The organism is Pyrinomonas methylaliphatogenes (genome assembly GCF_000820845.2).
Classification (GTDB): Bacteria; Acidobacteriota; Blastocatellia; order Pyrinomonadales; family Pyrinomonadaceae; genus Pyrinomonas; species Pyrinomonas methylaliphatogenes.
Window position 1 is genome coordinate 186068 of the sequence record NZ_CBXV010000004.1, and the last position, 18531, is coordinate 204598.

At 47.3% G+C, this 18531-nt stretch carries 14 protein-coding genes and 1 pseudogene; all 15 read left to right on the forward strand.

Annotation, left to right across the window (positions count from 1 at the left end; genetic code table 11):
- Positions 1-28: 28 nt before the first annotated feature.
- The 15 genes and pseudogenes from PYK22_RS05400 to PYK22_RS05465 all read left to right on the forward strand — a co-directional run bounded on the left by PYK22_RS05400 (position 29) and on the right by PYK22_RS05465 (position 18476).
- Entirely contained in the window at positions 29-1306 is a 1278-nt protein-coding gene (locus PYK22_RS05400) for a glycosyltransferase family 9 protein (RefSeq protein WP_041975135.1), read from the forward strand.
- Positions 1303-2301, forward strand: a complete 999-nt coding sequence (gmd, locus tag PYK22_RS05405; RefSeq protein WP_041975137.1) for a GDP-mannose 4,6-dehydratase — start codon at positions 1303-1305, stop codon at positions 2299-2301. Before PYK22_RS05400 ends, gmd begins: the two co-directional genes overlap by 4 nt.
- A 24-nt stretch (positions 2302-2325) precedes the next feature.
- Positions 2326-3291: a GDP-L-fucose synthase family protein gene (locus PYK22_RS05410; RefSeq protein WP_041975138.1), complete on the forward strand. Its 966-nt coding sequence runs from the start codon at positions 2326-2328 to the stop codon at positions 3289-3291.
- Positions 3292-3323: 32 nt separating this feature from the next.
- A complete protein-coding gene (locus tag PYK22_RS05415; protein WP_060635363.1) occupies positions 3324-4364 on the forward strand; it encodes a glycosyltransferase family 2 protein in 1041 nt (346 codons plus the stop codon).
- Between the two features lie 346 nt (positions 4365-4710).
- Positions 4711-5817: a glycosyltransferase family 4 protein gene (locus PYK22_RS05420; protein WP_041975141.1), complete on the forward strand. Its 1107-nt coding sequence runs from the start codon at positions 4711-4713 to the stop codon at positions 5815-5817.
- A 45-nt stretch (positions 5818-5862) separates the two neighbouring features.
- Positions 5863-6828, forward strand: a complete 966-nt coding sequence (locus tag PYK22_RS16425; RefSeq protein ID WP_060635364.1) for a glycosyltransferase — start codon at positions 5863-5865, stop codon at positions 6826-6828.
- A gap of 6 nt (positions 6829-6834) precedes the next feature.
- Positions 6835-7887, forward strand: a complete 1053-nt coding sequence (locus tag PYK22_RS05430) for a glycosyltransferase family 2 protein (RefSeq protein ID WP_083437629.1) — start codon at positions 6835-6837, stop codon at positions 7885-7887.
- A gap of 189 nt (positions 7888-8076) precedes the next feature.
- Positions 8077-9204, forward strand: coding sequence for a glycosyltransferase (locus PYK22_RS05435; RefSeq protein WP_162199797.1), 1128 nt, complete (start codon positions 8077-8079; stop codon positions 9202-9204).
- Positions 9204-9983: a class I SAM-dependent methyltransferase gene (locus PYK22_RS17180; RefSeq protein ID WP_083437630.1), complete on the forward strand. Its 780-nt coding sequence runs from the start codon at positions 9204-9206 to the stop codon at positions 9981-9983. Before PYK22_RS05435 ends, PYK22_RS17180 begins: the two co-directional genes overlap by 1 nt.
- 13 nt (positions 9984-9996) lie before the next feature.
- Positions 9997-10917, forward strand: a complete 921-nt coding sequence (locus PYK22_RS05440; RefSeq protein ID WP_060635365.1) for a glycosyltransferase family 2 protein — start codon at positions 9997-9999, stop codon at positions 10915-10917.
- Between the two features lie 72 nt (positions 10918-10989).
- Entirely contained in the window at positions 10990-12243 is a 1254-nt protein-coding gene (locus PYK22_RS05445; protein WP_162199798.1) for a glycosyltransferase family 4 protein, read from the forward strand.
- A gap of 260 nt (positions 12244-12503) precedes the next feature.
- On the forward strand, positions 12504-13637 hold the full coding sequence (locus PYK22_RS05450; protein WP_041975146.1) for a glycosyltransferase family 4 protein: 1134 nt from the start codon (positions 12504-12506) through the stop codon (positions 13635-13637).
- Between the two features lie 182 nt (positions 13638-13819).
- A complete protein-coding gene (locus PYK22_RS05455) occupies positions 13820-15532 on the forward strand; it encodes a carbamoyltransferase family protein (RefSeq protein ID WP_041975147.1) in 1713 nt (570 codons plus the stop codon).
- Between the two features lie 650 nt (positions 15533-16182).
- Positions 16183-17010: pseudogene (locus tag PYK22_RS18010) on the forward strand (IS256 family transposase); the annotation flags it as partial.
- Between the two features lie 188 nt (positions 17011-17198).
- Complete coding sequence (locus PYK22_RS05465) at positions 17199-18476, forward strand: ArnT family glycosyltransferase (RefSeq protein ID WP_157770688.1); 1278 nt, start codon at positions 17199-17201, stop codon at positions 18474-18476.
- The last annotated feature ends 55 nt before the right edge of the window (positions 18477-18531 follow it).

An 18531-nucleotide genomic window follows, 5' to 3' on the forward strand; every position in this document is an offset into this window, starting at 1 on the left:
CATGTCTTTATGTTATCCAGTACGGCTAATGAAGTTTATTGTCCGGCATAAGTTAAGGTGGTTGACATCGCCCAGTGTAGCCCTTGCCTTCGGCGAATCCTTCTTCCGGCTCTTGGGCATGCGCTGCAAGGGGCGGGAGATTGACCTCCTCTCTCAGGTCAAACGTGTTCTGATTGTGCGGCTGGATGAGATCGGCGATGTGGTGATGACCACCCCTTTCCTGCGGGAACTGCGGCGCAATCTGCCAGATGCCTGGATGACGCTGGTGGTGAAGCCGGCCGTCTACAACCTGGTGGAACGCTGCCCCTATGTGGACGAGGTGCTGACTTACGATTGGTCGGTCGCTTGGACTAAAAGGGCTTCCTTGGTGAAAGTAACTCGGCACAGTCGAGCAATAAGACTGGCATTGAAACGTCTATGGTGGCGCAACTTCGATTTAGCGATCTTGCCTAGGTTTGATATTGATTACTATCATGGCAATTTCTTAGCTTACTTCAGCCTAGCGAGATGGCGGGTTGGATACTCGGAAGATGTTACGGAGGATAAAAGAATAGTTAACAAAGGGAGCGATAGGTTACTGACCCACCCTGTAAAAGTTAGTAATCATATACATGAAGTTGAGCGAAATCTAGACTTAATTCGTTTCCTAGGAGGAACTGTCGGCAGTAGCAGGCTTGAAACATGGCTCAGTACAGAGGATGAAAGAGTCGCGGAAAATGTTTTAACTAGTAATGGTGTAAACCCGGTGAAGGATACAGTGATTGCATTTTGTCTGGGGGCGGGTCAGGCTAAGAGAATATGGCCGGTTGATCGTTTTATTAAAGTAGCTCGATGGGTCAAGGAAAAGTATTCAGCAATGATAATTGTTATAGGAGGGAAAGATGAGTCAGGATTAGGACATAGATTGCGGCAGGAAATTGGTGAAAATGTGGTAAACATGGCTGGGCGTACCACTTTGAGAGAAACGACGGCTTTGCTTAAGCGATGTGTCCTCTATGTAGGTAATGATACTGGACCGATGCATATAGCTGCTGCTGTAGGAACTCCTGTCGTGGGTATATTCTGTCATCCTTTAGATGGGGACCCTTTACACTCTAACTCTCCTGCGCGTTTTGGTCCTTGGAAAGTCTTTAGCTGCATAGTTCAACCTCACGTGCCAATGTCTCCTTGTTCAGATGCTTGTATGGACTACAAACCGCATTGTATCCTAAACGTTTCCGTAGAACAGGTGTGCGAAGCGATTTCGATTCAATTGGATACCGTGCTTAAAAAGCGACGAGAAAGGATTCAGGAAAATAGTTTATGAAAAAAGCTCTTATTACAGGTATCACCGGCCAAGACGGTTCGTACTTAGCAGAATTGTTGCTGTCCAAAGGGTATGAGGTTCACGGCATCATTCGCCGTGCTTCCACTTTCAATACTGGGCGTATCGATCACTTGTATCAAGACCCCCACGTCAACGGCGTGCGCCTTTTCCTGCACTATGGTGATATTGCTGATTCTACGAACTTGATCAAACTCTTGTACCGCATTCAGCCAGACGAGATCTATCATCTAGCTGCGCAAAGCCACGTGCGCGTGAGCTTTGATATCCCTGAATACACGGGCGACGTTACTGGCTTGGGTACCGTGCGCATTCTGGAAGCTATACGTGAGACGGGGCTTAAGGCAAAATTCTATCAAGCCAGTAGTTCCGAGATGTACGGCAAAGTTCAGGAGATCCCACAGCGCGAAACCACGCCTTTCTACCCGCGCAGCCCGTATGCTGCCGCGAAGGTTTACGCTTATTGGATGACGGTCAATTATCGCGAAAGCTATGGGATGTTCGCTTGCAATGGGATCCTTTTTAACCACGAAAGCCCGCGTCGCGGAGAGACATTCGTCACCCGGAAAATCACACGCGCAGTGGCACATATCAAAGCTGGATTGCAGAAGAAGCTATATTTAGGCAACCTCGACGCGAAGCGGGACTGGGGATACGCCAAAGAATATGTCGAAGCCATCTGGTTAATGATGCAACAGCCGGAGCCGGATGATTATGTCATCGCGACGGGCGAAACTCACTCGGTCAGGGAGTTTCTAGAAGAGGCTTTCTCTTACGCTGGATTGGACTGGCGCGAGTATGTCGAGATAGACCCAAAATATTTCCGTCCGTCTGAGGTTGATCTTCTCGTCGGCGATGCTAGCAAAGCGAGAGAAAAATTGGGATGGCAGCCTCGGACGACGTTCAAAGAGTTGGTTCGTTTGATGGTCGATGCCGATATGGAGTTGTTGAGAGGGGCACAGCTCAGGGAGTTCTGAATTTCGGGAGTGCGCAGATAACGCATGGCTATAGATTGGCAGAAGAAGAGGGTTGTAGTCACCGGCGGCGCAGGTTTTCTCGGCTCATTCGTCGTCGAGAAATTACAAGAGCGCGGTTGTCGAGAGATAATCGTGCCTCGCTCACGTGAGTATGATCTTCGAAATCGGGACGCAATCGTCAAATTGTATGAGGTGACGCGACCGCACATAGTCATACATTTGGCAGCAGTGGTTGGCGGCATCGGCGCAAACCGTCGCAACCCTGGTCGTTTCTTTTACGACAACGCTATCATGGGTATACAGTTGATGGAGTATGCAAGACAATTTGGTGTAGAGAAGTTCGTCGCCATCGGCACGGTTTGCAGCTACCCTAAAGTCACCCCTGTGCCATTCAAGGAGGACGACTTGTGGAACGGGTATCCGGAGGAGACAAACGCGCCATATGGACTAGCGAAAAAGATGATGTTGGTGCAAGCGCAAGCTTACCGAGCGCAATATGGATTCAACGCCATATATTTGATTCCGGTAAACCTTTACGGTCCGCGCGACAATTTCGATTTAGAAACATCTCACGTTATTCCGGCGATCATACGAAAGTGTGTGGAGGCTAAAGAGAGTGGGCGTGATGAGATCGTTTTGTGGGGCGATGGATCTCCTACGCGAGAGTTTCTATATGTTGAAGATGCCGCCGAGGGCATCATTCTGGCTACTGAGCGATATAATGGCGAGCTCCCGATCAATTTAGGCACCGGAGAGGAGATTTCGATAAGAGACCTAGCCGCTTTGATAGCGAGGGAGACCGGCTTTAACGGGCGTTTCGTGTGGGATACGACCAAGCCTAACGGACAGCCACGGCGATGCCTTGACACAACGCGCGCTAAGGAACTTTTCGGCTTTCAAGCGAAATATCGTTTGCGTGAAGGGATCGCCAAAACGGTCGTTTGGTTCGAAGAGAACCGAGAGAGTTTGCGGCAGGTAACTTTCGCCTGATATTAGTTACGATAAGGTTACGGTGAGAAGTTATGTTGCGTTCGCTTCTAGGTGAACTGCCGCCTCCGCCAGATGGTAAAACCGGCTGGCCCTGGACGGAAGAGGGGCGAATCCCCTCAAATGAGGATGTTAGGTGGCCTAAGATCAGCATTGTCACGCCTTCTTATAATCAGGCTCCGTTTCTCGAGGAGACTATCCGCTCCGTCTTGCTGCAAGGATACCCAAATCTCGAATACATAATTATAGATGGAGGCAGCACCGACGGTAGTGTGGAGATAATCCGCAAGTACGAGAAGTGGTTGGCTTATTGGGTGAGCGAACCCGATCAAGGACAGTCCAACGCTATTAACAAGGGTTGGCGACGAGCGACGGGAGAGATCTGTGCTTGGCTAAACTCTGACGATGTCTATTTGCCCGGAGCATTAAAGAATGTGGCCCGGAGTTTCATTGAGTATCCCGAGAAGGAATTGTTATACGGTGATCTGTTGTACATAGACCAAAAAAGCACTATTAGTGGTTATCTTCGTGCACCAGATTTTAGTCTAGAGAGACTAGTGTATGAAAACTATATCCCGCAGCCTACCACTTTCTTGAAACGTGCGGCTCTGGAGCGAGTAGGGTACTTGAATGAGGACTTACATTTTTGCATGGACTATGATCTATGGTTGCGTATTGCGGCAAATCGGAGGTCTTTCTATTTACCTAGAACGCTGGCCGCTTTTCGCTTTCATCCTCAAAGCAAAACCACCACCCAGTTTGTACGTATGACCGTGGAAATGGCTGATGTGGCAGAGCGTTTCATGCGGGAAATCGGATCCGAGTGGCAGTTGGATTGGGAAACAGTTCTCCCCGACCTTTCAGCTCATCCTTTTTGGAAGGCAGGTTGCGCGCTATGGTTCAGTGGAGAAGTTGAACAGGCGGAGCGTTACTTGACTGTTGCATTAAGGTTACCTTTGACTTCCTCCAATACTGAGGTGGCAGCACTCAGTTTGGCACAGATATACATTAAGTGTTGTTGTGGTATGGGGGCGGTAGATAAAGTAAGCAGCTTGTTGAAACTTTCCCACCTTTAAAGTCCCTAGAGAGACTTGCAATAAGTTGGATATACTTTCTCCTGGCACAGGAGCTAGGCCATGTGGCTAGGCGACAGGTTCTGCGAGCGTTTCTACAGGCTCCGTCGAAAAATCTTCTTAAGGCTGTCATGTACTCTATTATGAGGGACGTTTGGGGGGGCAACCATCACAATGTCATGCGGCGATTTAGAAAAGCTTCAGCAAAAACTCCTGTTGGCTTCCCATTGTCGGATGTATGTAGGGATGGGGCATTAATATAATTTACTATTGCTGGCGCTGCGAAAGTAACTCCAGTCGGTTTAAGTACCCTCGGAGGCATTGTAGTGCATGTGATCACAATAACAATATGAATATAGTATTTTTCTCTCCATATTTTGGTAGAACTGGGTCGGAAGTTGCCCTGTATAATATCATCAATCACCTGACTGATTGGCCTGGCGAGCTAGTGGTGGTTTCTGGAGAAGAGGGAGATCTCTTAAATGAACTGCCGCAGGGAATAAAGCGGCATGTTCGTACTCCTCGGAGGAGCTATCTTAAGCTTTACAACAAAATATTTAAACATCTAACGGGGTTAGATAGATTCCTGATGTCAGTCGCAAGGAAGTATAGGAACTATATCTGGTATATCAATACAATTGTCCAGCCTGATGTATTACGGCACGCCCAATTGCTTCGAATACCCTGTATTCTGCATTGTCATGAATTAGAAAAAGTGTTTTTCAGTTTGTCTGAGGAGGATATGTGCAGGTTGATTGGATATCCGCGGTTGATAATAGCTTGTTCTAGAGCGGTAGAGGAAAGGTTGCGAACACTGGGACGCTCATCCAATCTCGAGGTTCTATATGAATCTATTGATGTTGGCAAGATCAGATATTCGGTGGAGAGATCAAACTCGCTCAAGAAGGAATTAGGCATAGATGATGATACTTTCGTTTGGGCTATGGCTGGAACCATAGATCCGAATAAAAACGCCGTCTTATTTGTCGATTTAGCTCACGAGGTTGCTAGTAAAGGTTGGAAAGTACACTTTCTGTGGATAGGGGATAGTAGAACCGGATACAAAATGTTTGTAAAAAATAGGGCTGAGAAGTTGGGAGTTAAAATAAGTTGGGTTGGCTCTCGTAGTCATGATTACTATGATTATTTGAATGTAGCAGATGGGTTTGTTCTAACATCTAATGCAGATTCATTCCCTCTGGTGATGCTAGAAGCAGCGGCTTTGTCTAAGCCAATAGTTGCTTTCAATTCCGGAGGAGTAAGAGAATTTGTTAAACCAGGCATGGGACTGATAGTTGATTCTTGGAATGTTAATGATTTAGTAGATGCCATGCTCGAAGTGATGACAGGGAAGGTAAAGATTGACAAGGTAGTATTGCGGAAACAAGCAGAGAGGTTTGACGTGTCTGTCCAAGTTGAACTTTGGAGAAGAACTGTAACGCGGTATTTTTCTTGACGATAGACAAGATAATGGTGAACCTTGTGAAAGGTGGCATCGCTTATGACGCCGCTCGTTTCTGTTATAATACCAACCTACAATGGTGAGGTGTGGGTGCAGAGGGCTATATCTAGTGTACTGAGTCAGTCTTATCAGAAAATAGAGTTAATCATTGTAGATGATTATTCTTCTGATGGAACTTTAGAGGTCATAGCTCAAGCGCAAAGATATGATGATAGGATTAAGATATTTAAACATACTAAGAACTTAGGAGTAGGAGCGGCGCGAAATACTGGGTTGCATTTCGCGCAAGGGGATTATATAGCCTTCTTAGATCAAGACGATTTTTGGCTTCCCGGTAAACTGATTACCCAAGTTAAGGCGCTTCTTGAATCGCCGGCTGACGTTGCCCTCTGTTATACAAATTATTACATCCAACATGCAGGCGGTGATTGCGTTCCTTTCAACGCTATTTTGCCGGATTCGGGCGGCGAGCTCATCGGAGAATTGATGCTATTCTGCCGTATTAGTTTCTCTACCACTTTATTTCGAAGGAAAGATTTGCTTGAAATAGGTGGTTTCGAAACGTGTCTTAGTGGTTGTGATGACTGGGACCTGCTGATCAAACTGGCTGGCAAAGGGAAAAAAATGCTCCATCTGCCGGACTTTTCTGCCGTCATGACCTTGCATGAACACAACCAAAGATTCCAAAAGTCGGAAAATATCATCGCTAAAAGCTGTCAAGTTCTCGATCGCCATCTCAACGACCCGCAAGTATTATCACAGTTGTCCTCTTGGTACAGAGCTAAGATCCTTCTAAGTAGAGGTTATTGTTATTCAGCTCTGAATGAAATGCGGAAAGCGCGGGAGGATTGGCTGCATGCTCTCAGCTTGAATCCTAGCTTATTAAGCTTTCGTCTTTTAGCGTGGTTGTTGTTAACATCATTGCCCGGTTCTTTTCCTAAAATCATAATTAAGAGCATTCGCGATCTTAGAAAGAGCAGTTTGTTTGGATCTAATGACTGGTGAATCGAGATGAGAGTAGGAATAAGCATCATTATAGTGAATTGGAATACCAAAGACTACCTTAGGAGATGTCTAGCCTCTATTTACAGGAATCTGCCTTCTTGCAAATGTGAAATTATCGTCGTGGACAACGCTTCTTCTGATGGAAGCGTTGAAATGGTCCGCAGTCTATTTCCCGAGGTCAAGCTAATAGTTAGTGAAACAAACCTCGGTTTTGCGCGCGGTAACAATATTGGCTTTCAAAATGCGCGCGGTGAATTTGTCTTCGTGTTGAATCCAGATACAATCGTGCTACCGGGATGTTTGGAGAGTCTATTCCAATTTATGAGAGCCAATCCCGAAGCTGGAGTGATAGGGCCTTGGATACGTGAACGAGAAAATATATCTACTGACAGCTTTCAAAATGGAGAGGCAGCATTCTTGGATGAGAAGTTAAATGTTACGAGGGAAGTCTCGATGCCAGAAAGATGGAACAATCGTTTTGGGAGAGTGCGGATACCTAACAGTATCGGCTCCAAATTCATCAAACCTCATACTAATCCAACAGTCCCTCTCGAAGTTGATTGGGTTCTTAATGCAGCATCTTTTTTCCGTCGACGGGACGTTGATCGTGACTTTCTAATGGACGAGACTTTCTTCATCGGAACTGAAGAGATAGAGTTCTGCTGCGGCTTGATGAAGCGCAAAGGACTAAAATGTTTTATATTACCCTATGCTCAGATCATCCATTGGGTTGGTAAGAGTTATTCTGGACGGATCAATTGGGCGGCTCGGTTGCACCAATTGGCTCAAGCTGCGATTTATTTCCGTCGAGAACAACTTTATGGCTCTTTTTGGGCTCGTTGCGATAGTCTTGTCGCGCTATGGGATCATTCAGTCTTATCGTTAGCATTGAAGTTAAAGAATCTATACAATTATGATGAAGAAAGAGAAAATATGCAACGCATCTATCGATCTTTGTTGCGCACAGATATTAGTCTGATTTTGGGAGGAAGGGATAAGGCTTTGCAGATAGGTAGCGAGTTTCGCGAATGGGCAAGTAGGAACAATAAGAAGAATTGAAGAGAGTTTTTTAGAAGTCGTCTCAAAAATAGTAAAAGCAGAGGACAGAAAGGTATTTATAGGACAGTTTCTAGTCATAAACGGCAACTCGCTTCTGTCTGGGACCGAGCCTTGGGCGATTTGTGAGGGGCGGTTAAGCCTTCCTAACACACATTTCAATTGGGATGTAGGGCAGAGAGGCATGTTATGATGGTTTGTCACCTGTGTACGACCACATTTGATACAAGCTATTTCAAAAATCTGTGGTTTGGCCTATCTGCGAGAGGGATAAGGTCACTATACGTCAGCCTCTCAGAATATTCGCTCCCACATTGGGCCCAAGAGATTGGAGGAATCGACTATGCTTATCTCGACGCTGCTTCTCGTAAGAAATATCCGAGGGCGATACTAAAACTCGCATGGTTGCTTCGTAAACGAAGGGTGAAAGTTCTGCAAACGCACCTTTATGATGCGGGGATCGTTGGTATTTTAGCGGCTAGGATGGCCAACGTGCCGGTCGTAATCGTCACAAGGCATCATCTGGATGAGCCGCAACTTCTTGGGGGGAAACTGCATGTGGCATTGGATCGCTGGATGGCAACACAAGCGGATTGTGTAATCGTTCCTTCTATTGCCGTGAGGCAGCACATGATTAAAAGCGAGAGGGTCCAAGAGAAAAAAATTGAAGTAGTCCACTACGGGTTTGATTTTAGCTCTTTCAGAAACGGACCTGAAGACAGATGGCGTGTTAGAGAAGAATTGGGGTTACAAGACGATTTCGTCGTTGGTTGTGTTGGTAGATTGTTTAAAAACAAAGGGCAAATTTACCTAATAGCCCCACTGAAGCATCTCGTTCAAAGAATCCCTAACATTAAGCTTCTTTTGCTCGGTGATGGGGATAAAAGTGCCATTGAGGCTGCTGCGCATAACCTCGGAGTTCAAGATCGGGTGATCTTTGCCGGATATCGTCGCGATATCTTTTCGTGTATGGCAGCTATGGATTTATTGGTACATCCTTCCCTTAGCGAATCGTTCGGACAAGTCCTAGTGGAAGCGATGGCAGTCGGAACGCCAGTTATTGCTACGAGGGTAGGTGGAATTTTGGAGATAGTCAAACATGGAGAAACGGGTTGGTTAATCCCTCCTGCTGATGAGCAAGCTGTTCTTCAAGCCATTCTATATTTATATGATAACCCAGCGGTACGAAAGCAGATGGCTGAAAATGCTCAAAAGAATGTGCGCGCCCTTTTTCCTGTCGAGAAGATGGTAGATAAATATGTAAATTGTTATAAAAAGTGTTTGAGTAAAGTTTCTAAAGTTTCAAGGAGATATTGCTGATGTCTCAGCCGCGCTTGGATGTAAATGATCAAGTCAAAGGATCGGCTTGGTGGGGAATCCATGCTGCTAGGTACTTCTTTGCAGTACCGCATGTGCGAGGGAAAAGAGTTTTAGATGTGGCTTGTGGATCTGGCTATGGGCTTGCTGTGTTAAGACGATCTGCGAGAGAAGTGGTCGGTGTCGAAGTCGAATTGGATGTTGCAAGACGTGCCAGAGTTGAAGTTTCTAAAGATACGTTCGTTTCTATCATTGTCGCTGACGGATGTAAAATGCCCTTTGTTAATGGGTGTTTTGATGTTATCACTTCTTTTGAGACAATAGAGCACATACATCACAGAGCTAGGTTCCTTGAAGAAATAAGACGTGTGTTGAAAACTGACGGTATGTTTATCATTTCGACACCGAACGCGCACTATACTCAACCAGTCAATGGGAAGCCGCGCAATCCATATCACGTTTACGAATACACTCCTGAGGAGCTAGCTCTAGAACTGCGTAACTACTTTAAATATGTTGATTTGTTCGGACAGATCTTGAGTCCGCGTTTTAAAGTTTCTCCATTTTGGGATGATCAGCGAAGGTTACCGCACACGATTGAAGTGCAATCGATGATTCTATTATGGCGAGTTTTAAACAAACTTCCTGTGATCTTAAGGGACAAGCTCAGCCAAATCTTTTGGGGGCATCCGCTTATTCCTACAGAGAGAGATTATGAATTTTCCCCCTCTGCAGTGGAGACAGCTCCGGTAACCGTGGCTATATGCCGTCAACGCTCGTAAAAGTGACATTCGTATGACCGTGCCTTTGATTAGTGTAATCATCCCAAATTACAACTATGGAGATTATATCGCGGACGCGATTGAGAGCGTTCTATCGCAAACGTACCCCGAAGTGGAAATAATAGTCGTGGATGATGGGTCCACTGATGACTCGGAGTCCAAAGTTATTAAGTATGGAAGTAGAGTGCGTTTGGTGCAGCAGCAGAATAAAGGGGTATCGGCAGCGCGAAATCGAGGTATCGCAGAAAGCAATGGACGGTTTATAGCCTTCTTGGATGCAGATGATAAGTGGCATCCAGAGAAGCTTTCGCGACAGTTTGAACAGATGAACAATCCAAAAGTCGGAATGGTTTACTGCGGATTACAATACATGGATGCTAAGGGGAGGTTCTTGAGTGTAAACCTATCGGGGAGTGAAGGTTATGTGTTGAAAGAATTGGCTCTGCTTGAAGGGCCTGGTGTCCCAGCTTCTGGGAGTTCTGCTTTAGTGCGTAGGGAATGTTTTGAAAGAGTTGGTTTATTCGATGAATCGTTGTCAACCTCAGCCGATTGGGATATGTGGCGCAGAATTGCCTGTCACTATGAGATAAGGATCGTCAGAGAGCCTTTGGTCTTTTATCGCGTACATGCTTCGGGGATGCATCACAATGTAGATCTGCTAGAACGAGATATGCTGCAAGCCGTTTCTAAAATGTTCTCGGATCCAGATGCTCAAGAGGTCCATCATTTGCGTAGGCGTTGTTACGGGAATCTATATCTGATGCTATCAGGATCATGCCTACATGCGAGGCAGTGGAAAAAGAGCATTAAGTACGCTGCAATGAGCATGCTCGCTTGGCCCCCGGCGGTCAGTTATATCGTTAAATTCCCAATGCGCCATGTGAAGAGGTTTCGTGAGAGCTCTCGGCAGAATTCGGATAAACGCAAATCCTAGTCTCCAATTTGTGAGCAAAATTATCTTCTTAGTCGCATCTGAATCCAGTGCCAATAAAAATTTAATATGAATATGACAAGATATACTTTGTATTTATCTTATTTCAGCCTTCATGAGCCTCTAGTGCAAACACAGGTTATCCCCTACCTCAAGGAGATCGCCAGGGATGGCGTTAAAGTTATTTTATTAACTTTCGAGAAGGATCTTAGAAGGCGGTGGACCAAAGAACGAATAATGAAAGAAGCGGAGAGGCTCTCCGGTGAAGGGATTGAGTGGCACTGGTTGCGTTATCATAAAAGGTTTGCCGTCTTAGCCACTTCATATGACATTGTTAAAGGGACAATCTTAGTTCGTCGCCTGATTTCTCGAGGCGAAGTAGATATCATCCACGCCCGCGCTCATGTTCCCGCTTTGATCGGTAGCATAGCCAGACGCCTGTTTGTCAGGAAAAGACCCAAGTTGTTGTTTGATATACGCGGTTTCTTCCCAGAAGAGTATGTCGATGCTGGGATTTGGAGAGAAGGTGGGGTGACTTATCGCACAGCGAAATTTGTCGAAAAATGGTTGCTAAAAGAGGCAGATGGATTTGTTGTACTGACAGAGAAAGCTCGTGAAATATTATTCCCTGAATCAAAGGCAACGGGCTTTGATAGGTTAGGACGGCCTGTGCAAGTCATCCCCTGTTGCGTCGACTTGGGCCGTTTTGCAGCGGTCAGCGAAAAGGTCAGGGAAGAGATGCGAAAAAAGCTGAATGTTGATGATAAAAAAGTCATCGCTTATGTGGGTTCCTTCGGAGGGTGGTACTTAACGGAACAGATGATTGATTTCTTCTCGGTCGCCCGCGAATTCTACAGAAACGCTTTCATTTTAATACTAACCCAACGTGACAAGGAAAGAGTTATCGAAAAACTCAGAAACAGAGGACTAGATGGTCGAGATTGTTTGGTTGAAAGCTTACCTCCGCAAGAAATTCCGACCTTTCTGAGCATAGCTGATGTTGCTTTGTCATTCATAAAACCTTGCTATTCTAAGCTCTCCTCCTCTCCCACTAAAATAGCCGAATATCTCGCCAGTGGAGTGCCTGTGGTTACAAATTCAGGTATAGGAGACATTGCCGAGTTAATTACCGAGGATGAGGTTGGTGTTGTGATCGAAAGCTTCGACTCTAGCTCCTACAAAAAAGCTTTGGAAAGGCTTGAGGAGTTAAGGAAAAAAGGCGACTTATCAGCAAATTGCCGCAAGAGCGCGAAACTTCGTTTCGATTTGATTAATGTAGGGGGGGAGCGCTATCGCGCTCTTTACAAACGCTTGCTTGGGGAGAGGTAGATGCCGGGATGGGAGCCCAGAGGATTGATTAAAATAGTTACTTGAGGGCGTAGCTGATTTAGTGCTCAGTCAAGAAAGTTTATCTGCTGAGGGGCATAGAGCTCTAAGATTCGGTTCTCAAAAGGTTAGGAGATATAACCACGTGCTATGTAAGCAGCGGTGGGGAGAGATGTTTTACCGTTTACCGAGGAGCGAAAAAACTCAGTCGGGGCGATAAAGAACCGGCGTTCGTTTGAGATATCCTCCGCAGTTCGTGAGAGATGGGCGAGGTAAAGGCGCGCACTTCGCGCACTTTAAGAGTTTTGGGTTTAGCTTCTTACCCTGAGCAAGCAGCTGCGACACGCTATCGGTTGATGCAGTTTGTCGCGCCGCTTGCCGATCATGGGATTGAGTTAATCGTTCGTCCTTTCATGGATTCCGAAACTTTCGCTAATTTATATCGCCGCGAGGCTGTGTTCCGAAATGCAGTCAGTCTTCTGGAGGCGACTGTGAGACGCGTAGTTGATCTGCTTGAAGTTTCCCAAGCCGATCTCCTTTTAGTCCAACGCGAAGCGATGATGTTCGGTCCGCCCGTCTTCGAATGGATTTCGACCAAAATTATGCAGCGTCCGATGGTCCTCGATCTAGATGACGCTACTTATGTTCGATATGTCAGTCCGACCTATGGAAAGCTCGCTAGCGCGCTCAAATGGTTCAGTAAAACCCATGATTTGATTAGCTGGTCAAAGCTAGTCATCTGCGGCAATCGAAGCATAGCTGAGTACGTTACAAGCAAGGGAAAGCGTGCTGTCATCATTCCAACCGTTGTTGACACGGACCGTTTTCGTCCTGCGAAAGAGAGGAAAAACGATGTGCCGGTAATTGGCTGGATTGGCACACATTCAACCTTCCCCTATTTGGAGTCTATTTTCCCGGTTTTGCAGAAGCTTGCTCGCAGTCACCAGTTTCGACTAAAAGTAATCGGTTCGGGTAGACAGACGCTTGAACTTCCCGGGGTTGAAATTGAAAATTGCGAGTGGAGATTGGAGTGCGAAGTCGCGGATTTACAGTCTTTTGACATTGGATTATATCCGATCAGAAGGGATGAATGGGCAATAGGCAAATCTGGTTTCAAAGCCGTTCAGTATATGGCCGTTGGTATTCCTTATGTCGTTTCACCTGTGGGAGCATGTGCAGAGATTGGTGAGCCAAACGTGACACATTTTTGTGCTAACACGGAAGACGAGTGGTATGAGGCCCTTGCGCGTTTGATAGAAGATCGCGCTCTACGGCTCAAGATGGGAAGAGCTGGGAGGAAGCATGCCGAAAGCTACTACGCGTTGTCTGATCAAGCGACGAAGTTAGCTCGTGCGCTCAAAGAAGTCGCAAACGAACGATTGAATCTAATGTCTTGAGTTGGGAAGAAGGATTAAACTGATTGCTGCGGTGCTTTGCGTATTGGTTCCATCACTATCGAAAAGGCTTTTTATCGTATTCGGCAAGATTGGCGAAGAGGTGAAAATAGGCGATAAGGTTTGATAGATTTCCAAACGTGCGAGATAGGGAGATGAAGTCAAGTTAAGCGGAGGAGATTAGGGTGTACATTTTAGGACTAACCACTCTGGGCGATGCTGCAGCAACCATTATACGGGATGGTGAGCTAATAGCAGCCGTTGAGGAAGAACGCTTTTCGCGAATAAAGCACCATAGTGGCTTTCCTTTCCAATCGATCCAATATTGTCTGAGAGAGGCGGGAATAAGCCTGGCTGATGTTGAACATGTAGCTCTTTACTGGAAACCGTGGGTGTTGTGGCATAAAGCCATGCAGGCGCTAAAGTCGGCAGCCATATCGCGCGACATGTTCAAAGCCCGTGTGGATCGTGGTATCAAGCAAGTGAGTGAAAGTTATCTAGGGATGTTCACCTATCCTCGGCGCTTGCGAAAGCGATTCGGGCCTAGCCATTTTCGGTTTCATTATTTGGAGCATCATTTATGTCACGCTGCCAGCGCATTCTTCGTTTCCCCTTTTGAGAAGGCAGCAATACTTACTATGGATGGGACAGGCGAGGATACGACGACGCTTTTCTCTATAGGCAAGGGATTGGAGATAAAACCTCTGAAAAGAATAAAGCTGCCGCATTCATTGGGTCAATTTTACTCAGCGGTTACTAACTTCCTTGGATTTGATATGTTTGCCGGAGATGAGTGGAAAGTAATGGGATTGGCGGCGTACGGTGAGCCCGAATATTACGATTTCTTTTCTAAAAGAGTGCTGTCACTTAATGGTCATCATGACTTTCAGGTCAACATTCGCGTGTTGGATCATCACTTGGCGAAACACTATCAATTTAGTGAAGAAATCGTCAGAGAATTAGGTCCTCCACGTCGTCCAGGCGAGGAGATAACTGAGAGACATCAAAATATCGCAGCTAGCGCACAACGCATTCTGGAAGATACGGTGCTACGTCTTCTACAGTGGTTGTATGAAAAGACGCGAGAAGAGAATCTATGCTTAGCAGGAGGAGTTGCATTCAATTCGGTCATGAATGGGCGAATAATCAATGAGTCGCCTTTTAAGCGCGTTTTCATACAGCCAGCAGCCGGCGATGCTGGTTGCTCACTAGGCGCAGCTTATTACGTTTACCATCAGCTTTTGAGACGCCCTCGCTCGTTTGTAATGGAACATGCTTACTACGGTCCGTCATTTAGCAACGAAGAGTGTGCCGAAGCGTTGCGGAATGCGGGCATAGAATTTGAGATTTTACCCGATGAAGAATTGCTTCCGCGCGTGGCGCGCATGATTGCAGAGGGAGCGGTCGTCGGATGGTTTCAAGGTCGAATGGAATTCGGCCCACGAGCACTAGGTAATAGGAGCTTCCTTGCCGACCCGCGACGCGCTGACATGCGCGAACTTTTGAACAAAAAGGTCAAGTTGCGCGAATGGTTTCGCCCGCTTGCGCCTTCAATGTTAGAAGAGATCTCGCATAAAATCTTTGGCAAGGCGCACTACGATCCTTTCATGATTACAGTTTTAAGCGTTACCGAAGAGTATAGGTCACGCATACCTGCTGTTGTTCATATAGACGGCACTGCACGCCCACAGACCGTAAGAAGACATATCAATCCACGATACTGGCGATTAATCAACGAATTCGGGAAGATAACCGGCGTGCCAGTTTTGCTGAACACATCCTTTAATATACAAGAGCCGATCGTCTGTCGTCCTGAGGATGCAATTAGAACGTTTCAGAGTGCCAATTTCGATGCCTTAGTGCTCGAGAATAATCTCGTGTTACGCTACAAGGAGTGATCAGGAATTTCGGTTGATAGAAATTCATGAATCCGGATGTAGTCAGTAAATTTAGAAAGCTGGAGGAGTGCGGGTGAGGTAATCTCCCTCAATTCATCCCAGGCGGGATGGCATACGGTCCACGAACCGAAGCGCTGGGCAGCCCTGCGCGCATCCGCTTGAGGATGCCCCTGGATTCATTTGGGGAAGGGACGTAACAAAGTAATGGCGCAAATTCAATCGCTATTTAATAATGTTCCCATGATATGAGTTGCCAAAAAACGCTATGGTTTTCGACCTAAGGTGCGGTAGTGATTGACGGATAAAATCAGTTGCTAATGCTAGAAGGGTTAGGAAACAGTGCTTTCTTGACGCTAGCATTAGGAAGAGACGACTTGACTCCCTATCTTTTTACCGTAAGTGTAGCTTCTACTTTATGCGATATGCTGGACCTTCTCAGGACGCAGTTGGAGAAGAGATATACGACGTCTCAGACCAAGGAGATGATAAGACGGTCTGGATTATGTTAGATAAAATTCAATGACACTCCGCCTTTTGGGTGTACCATAGGTGCAAGGAAAAACGGTCGTGTAAGGAATTATGTATAGGGTTCTGTGTATGAATAGTGGGTGCTGAAGCGCTCGGCGCGTGGCCGTTTTGCGTGCGCTCGCCTGCTCTTGGGCCATCGGTACACCCACGAGATTACGAGCGCCATCACGGACCAGATGCTAGCGCAGGTAGAGAAGTTCCGTCGAGGACCTTTACCGGAGGAGATGGCTTTTGTCTATCTGGATGGCTTCTTCTTGAAGGTCCTGCGGGAAGGGGTGGGGGCTATGTAGCTTTAGGCATCCCTTCCGAGGAGAGACAGGTTCTTGTTTCTGGCTCCTGCCACGGAGAGCGCCACTGCTTGGGAGGAGTGCGAGGGGAACTGTGGGAGAGAGGCTTAAGGCGGGATTAGCTCTTTGTCACCGATGGTCTGCTTGGGATTGAAGAAGCGATCCGCCGGGTCTATCCCCTAACCCAATAGCAGCGGTGTGTAGTGCACATGGTGCGCGCTAGCATTTTGCAGGTGCTTTCCCCAGACAGAGCCTTGCTGGCCGAGGATTTGCGGGGGGGATATGGCGGAGGGCCGGCAGGAAGCTCTCAAGATCCTTGAGAGGCTCAAGCAGATGTGGGGTGCCAGATACTTGGTGGCCTCTTGGTGGGAGAACGCAGGGCCTCTGGTGCGGTTCTATGAATACCCCAAGGTGCTTTGGCCCTACCTTTTGAGCACCAACCTGATGACGCGGTTTATCCGGTAGGTGAGGTGGGGCTAAGGTGCGGACCATAAGTTTCCCCGGCCTGAAGCGGTATTCAAGCTCCTGTATTTGGAGGGAGAGCGTCAGGAGGAGAGGTAGGCGGAGCGCGAGTTCAAGGGTTTTGCTGAGATGCGGGAAGTACTGGAGAAGATGCCTCAGGAAAGGTATGCCCCCAGACACAGAAGCTTACACATAAATCTTGACACGACCGGAAAAACGCTAAATGCTAACAAATTGGAGCAAAAAGAGAGGCTTCGAATATTAATTGCTATTAAGTTCCCATGAATGCCCTTCTTGCACTATTTTTGCTTGTACTAGGTGTGGTAGTTTCTGTCTTTGTGCCGCAGTACGGTCCAACAGCGGTGATGACTGGCGCTGTGGTTGCTTGCATGGCTGGGTACCTTGTATACCAAGCCGGGATCGATCGTAGATTCCTCTTACAACTCTTCGCTGCGGGGATTTTAGTCCGAGTCGCAATCGGAACCATCATCTTCATAGAGAATTTGCAGGATTTCTTTGGCGGCGATGCCATAACTTACGATGGGTTCGGTTACGCCTTGCTGCGAGTTTGGCAAGGTGAGATTCAATTTAAACCTGAAATAGATCGTTTCAGCGCAGGCGGCGGCTGGGGAATGTTGTACCTCGTCGCCATCATATATGCCATCATCGGACGAAACCCGCTCGCCATTCAGTTCATCAACGCCGTCATCGGTTCGGCGACGGCTGCCGTCATCTATCTGTGTGCCTATCATATCTTCCGAAACATACGCGTCGCCCGCCTTGCTGCCTTCGCTGTCGCGTTCTTCCCTTCAATCATCCTGTGGTCATCGCAAGGCTTGAAGGATGCGCCGGTTGTGCTATCGCTCGCTCTGGCGATGCTGGCGACTTTGAAGCTTGGTGAGCGTTGGAGCGTTAAATACCTCATCGTGCTCATTCTCTCGCTATTCAGCATCTTCAGTCTGCGGTTCTACATATTCTACATGCTGATCGCAGCGATTGCCGGTTCATTCATCGTCGGCATGCGCGAATTGGATGGCAAAAGCGTTGTCCGGCAATTCGCCATCATCATTTGCATCGGTTTAGCCATGACCTACCTTGGCGTATTGAGGCAAGCGGGGCAGCAGTTAGAAAAGTACGGAAGCCTCGAGGCCGTGCAGCGAAGCCGTGAAGACCTTGCTCGTTCAGCTCGCTCAGGGTTTGCCGCCGACGTTGACGTCTCGACGACTTCCGGCGCGATCAGCGTCATCCCCATCGGACTCGTCTATCTGCTTTTCGCCCCATTCCCTTGGCAGGTCGGAGGCCCGCGTCAGATCATCACTTTGCCGGAGATGGTCGTTTGGTGGTTGGCCTTTCCGCTAGTTCTGCTAGGTGGATGGTTCACGATCCGATACAGGTTGCGGCAAACGTTGCCGATACTGATTTTCACGACGATGTTGACGCTTGCCTATTCGGTCTTTCAAGGTAACGTCGGAACCGCTTACCGACAGCGGGCGCAACTGCTCGTCTTCTACTTCATCTTCGCCGCCGTCGGCTTCATCTTCCTCAAGGAGAAAGCAGAGGAGCGCGACCGCGCGGCGGAACGAGCCAGAGAAGCGATCATGGCGCGACGCGCAGCGCGACGGGCTTTGCAAAGGAAATACTCAAGCGGCAGCGAGACGTCACGGTAGCGGTTCGGTGGCGACGAAAATGGTCGATGCGATCAAGAGGTTAAATCTTTCAAAG

Bases quoted from the DNA above. Each gene is read 5' to 3' on its own strand.
- PYK22_RS05415 (WP_060635363.1), top strand. From the start codon at position 3,324: ATGTTGCGTTCGCTTCTAGGTGAACTGCCGCCTCCGCCAGATGGTAAA.
- PYK22_RS17180 (WP_083437630.1), top strand. From the start codon at position 9,204: ATGTCTCAGCCGCGCTTGGATGTAAATGATCAAGTCAAAGGATCGGCT.
- PYK22_RS05440 (WP_060635365.1), top strand. From the start codon at position 9,997: ATGACCGTGCCTTTGATTAGTGTAATCATCCCAAATTACAACTATGGA.
- PYK22_RS05435 (WP_162199797.1), top strand. From the start codon at position 8,077: ATGGTTTGTCACCTGTGTACGACCACATTTGATACAAGCTATTTCAAA.
- PYK22_RS05465 (WP_157770688.1), top strand. From the start codon at position 17,199: ATGGCTGGGTACCTTGTATACCAAGCCGGGATCGATCGTAGATTCCTC.
- PYK22_RS16425 (WP_060635364.1), top strand. From the start codon at position 5,863: ATGACGCCGCTCGTTTCTGTTATAATACCAACCTACAATGGTGAGGTG.
- PYK22_RS05400 (WP_041975135.1), top strand. From the start codon at position 29: ATGAAGTTTATTGTCCGGCATAAGTTAAGGTGGTTGACATCGCCCAGT.
- gmd (WP_041975137.1), top strand. From the start codon at position 1,303: ATGAAAAAAGCTCTTATTACAGGTATCACCGGCCAAGACGGTTCGTAC.
- PYK22_RS05450 (WP_041975146.1), top strand. From the start codon at position 12,504: ATGGGCGAGGTAAAGGCGCGCACTTCGCGCACTTTAAGAGTTTTGGGT.
- PYK22_RS05410 (WP_041975138.1), top strand. From the start codon at position 2,326: ATGGCTATAGATTGGCAGAAGAAGAGGGTTGTAGTCACCGGCGGCGCA.
- PYK22_RS05445 (WP_162199798.1), top strand. From the start codon at position 10,990: ATGACAAGATATACTTTGTATTTATCTTATTTCAGCCTTCATGAGCCT.
- PYK22_RS05420 (WP_041975141.1), top strand. From the start codon at position 4,711: ATGAATATAGTATTTTTCTCTCCATATTTTGGTAGAACTGGGTCGGAA.
- PYK22_RS05430 (WP_083437629.1), top strand. From the start codon at position 6,835: ATGAGAGTAGGAATAAGCATCATTATAGTGAATTGGAATACCAAAGAC.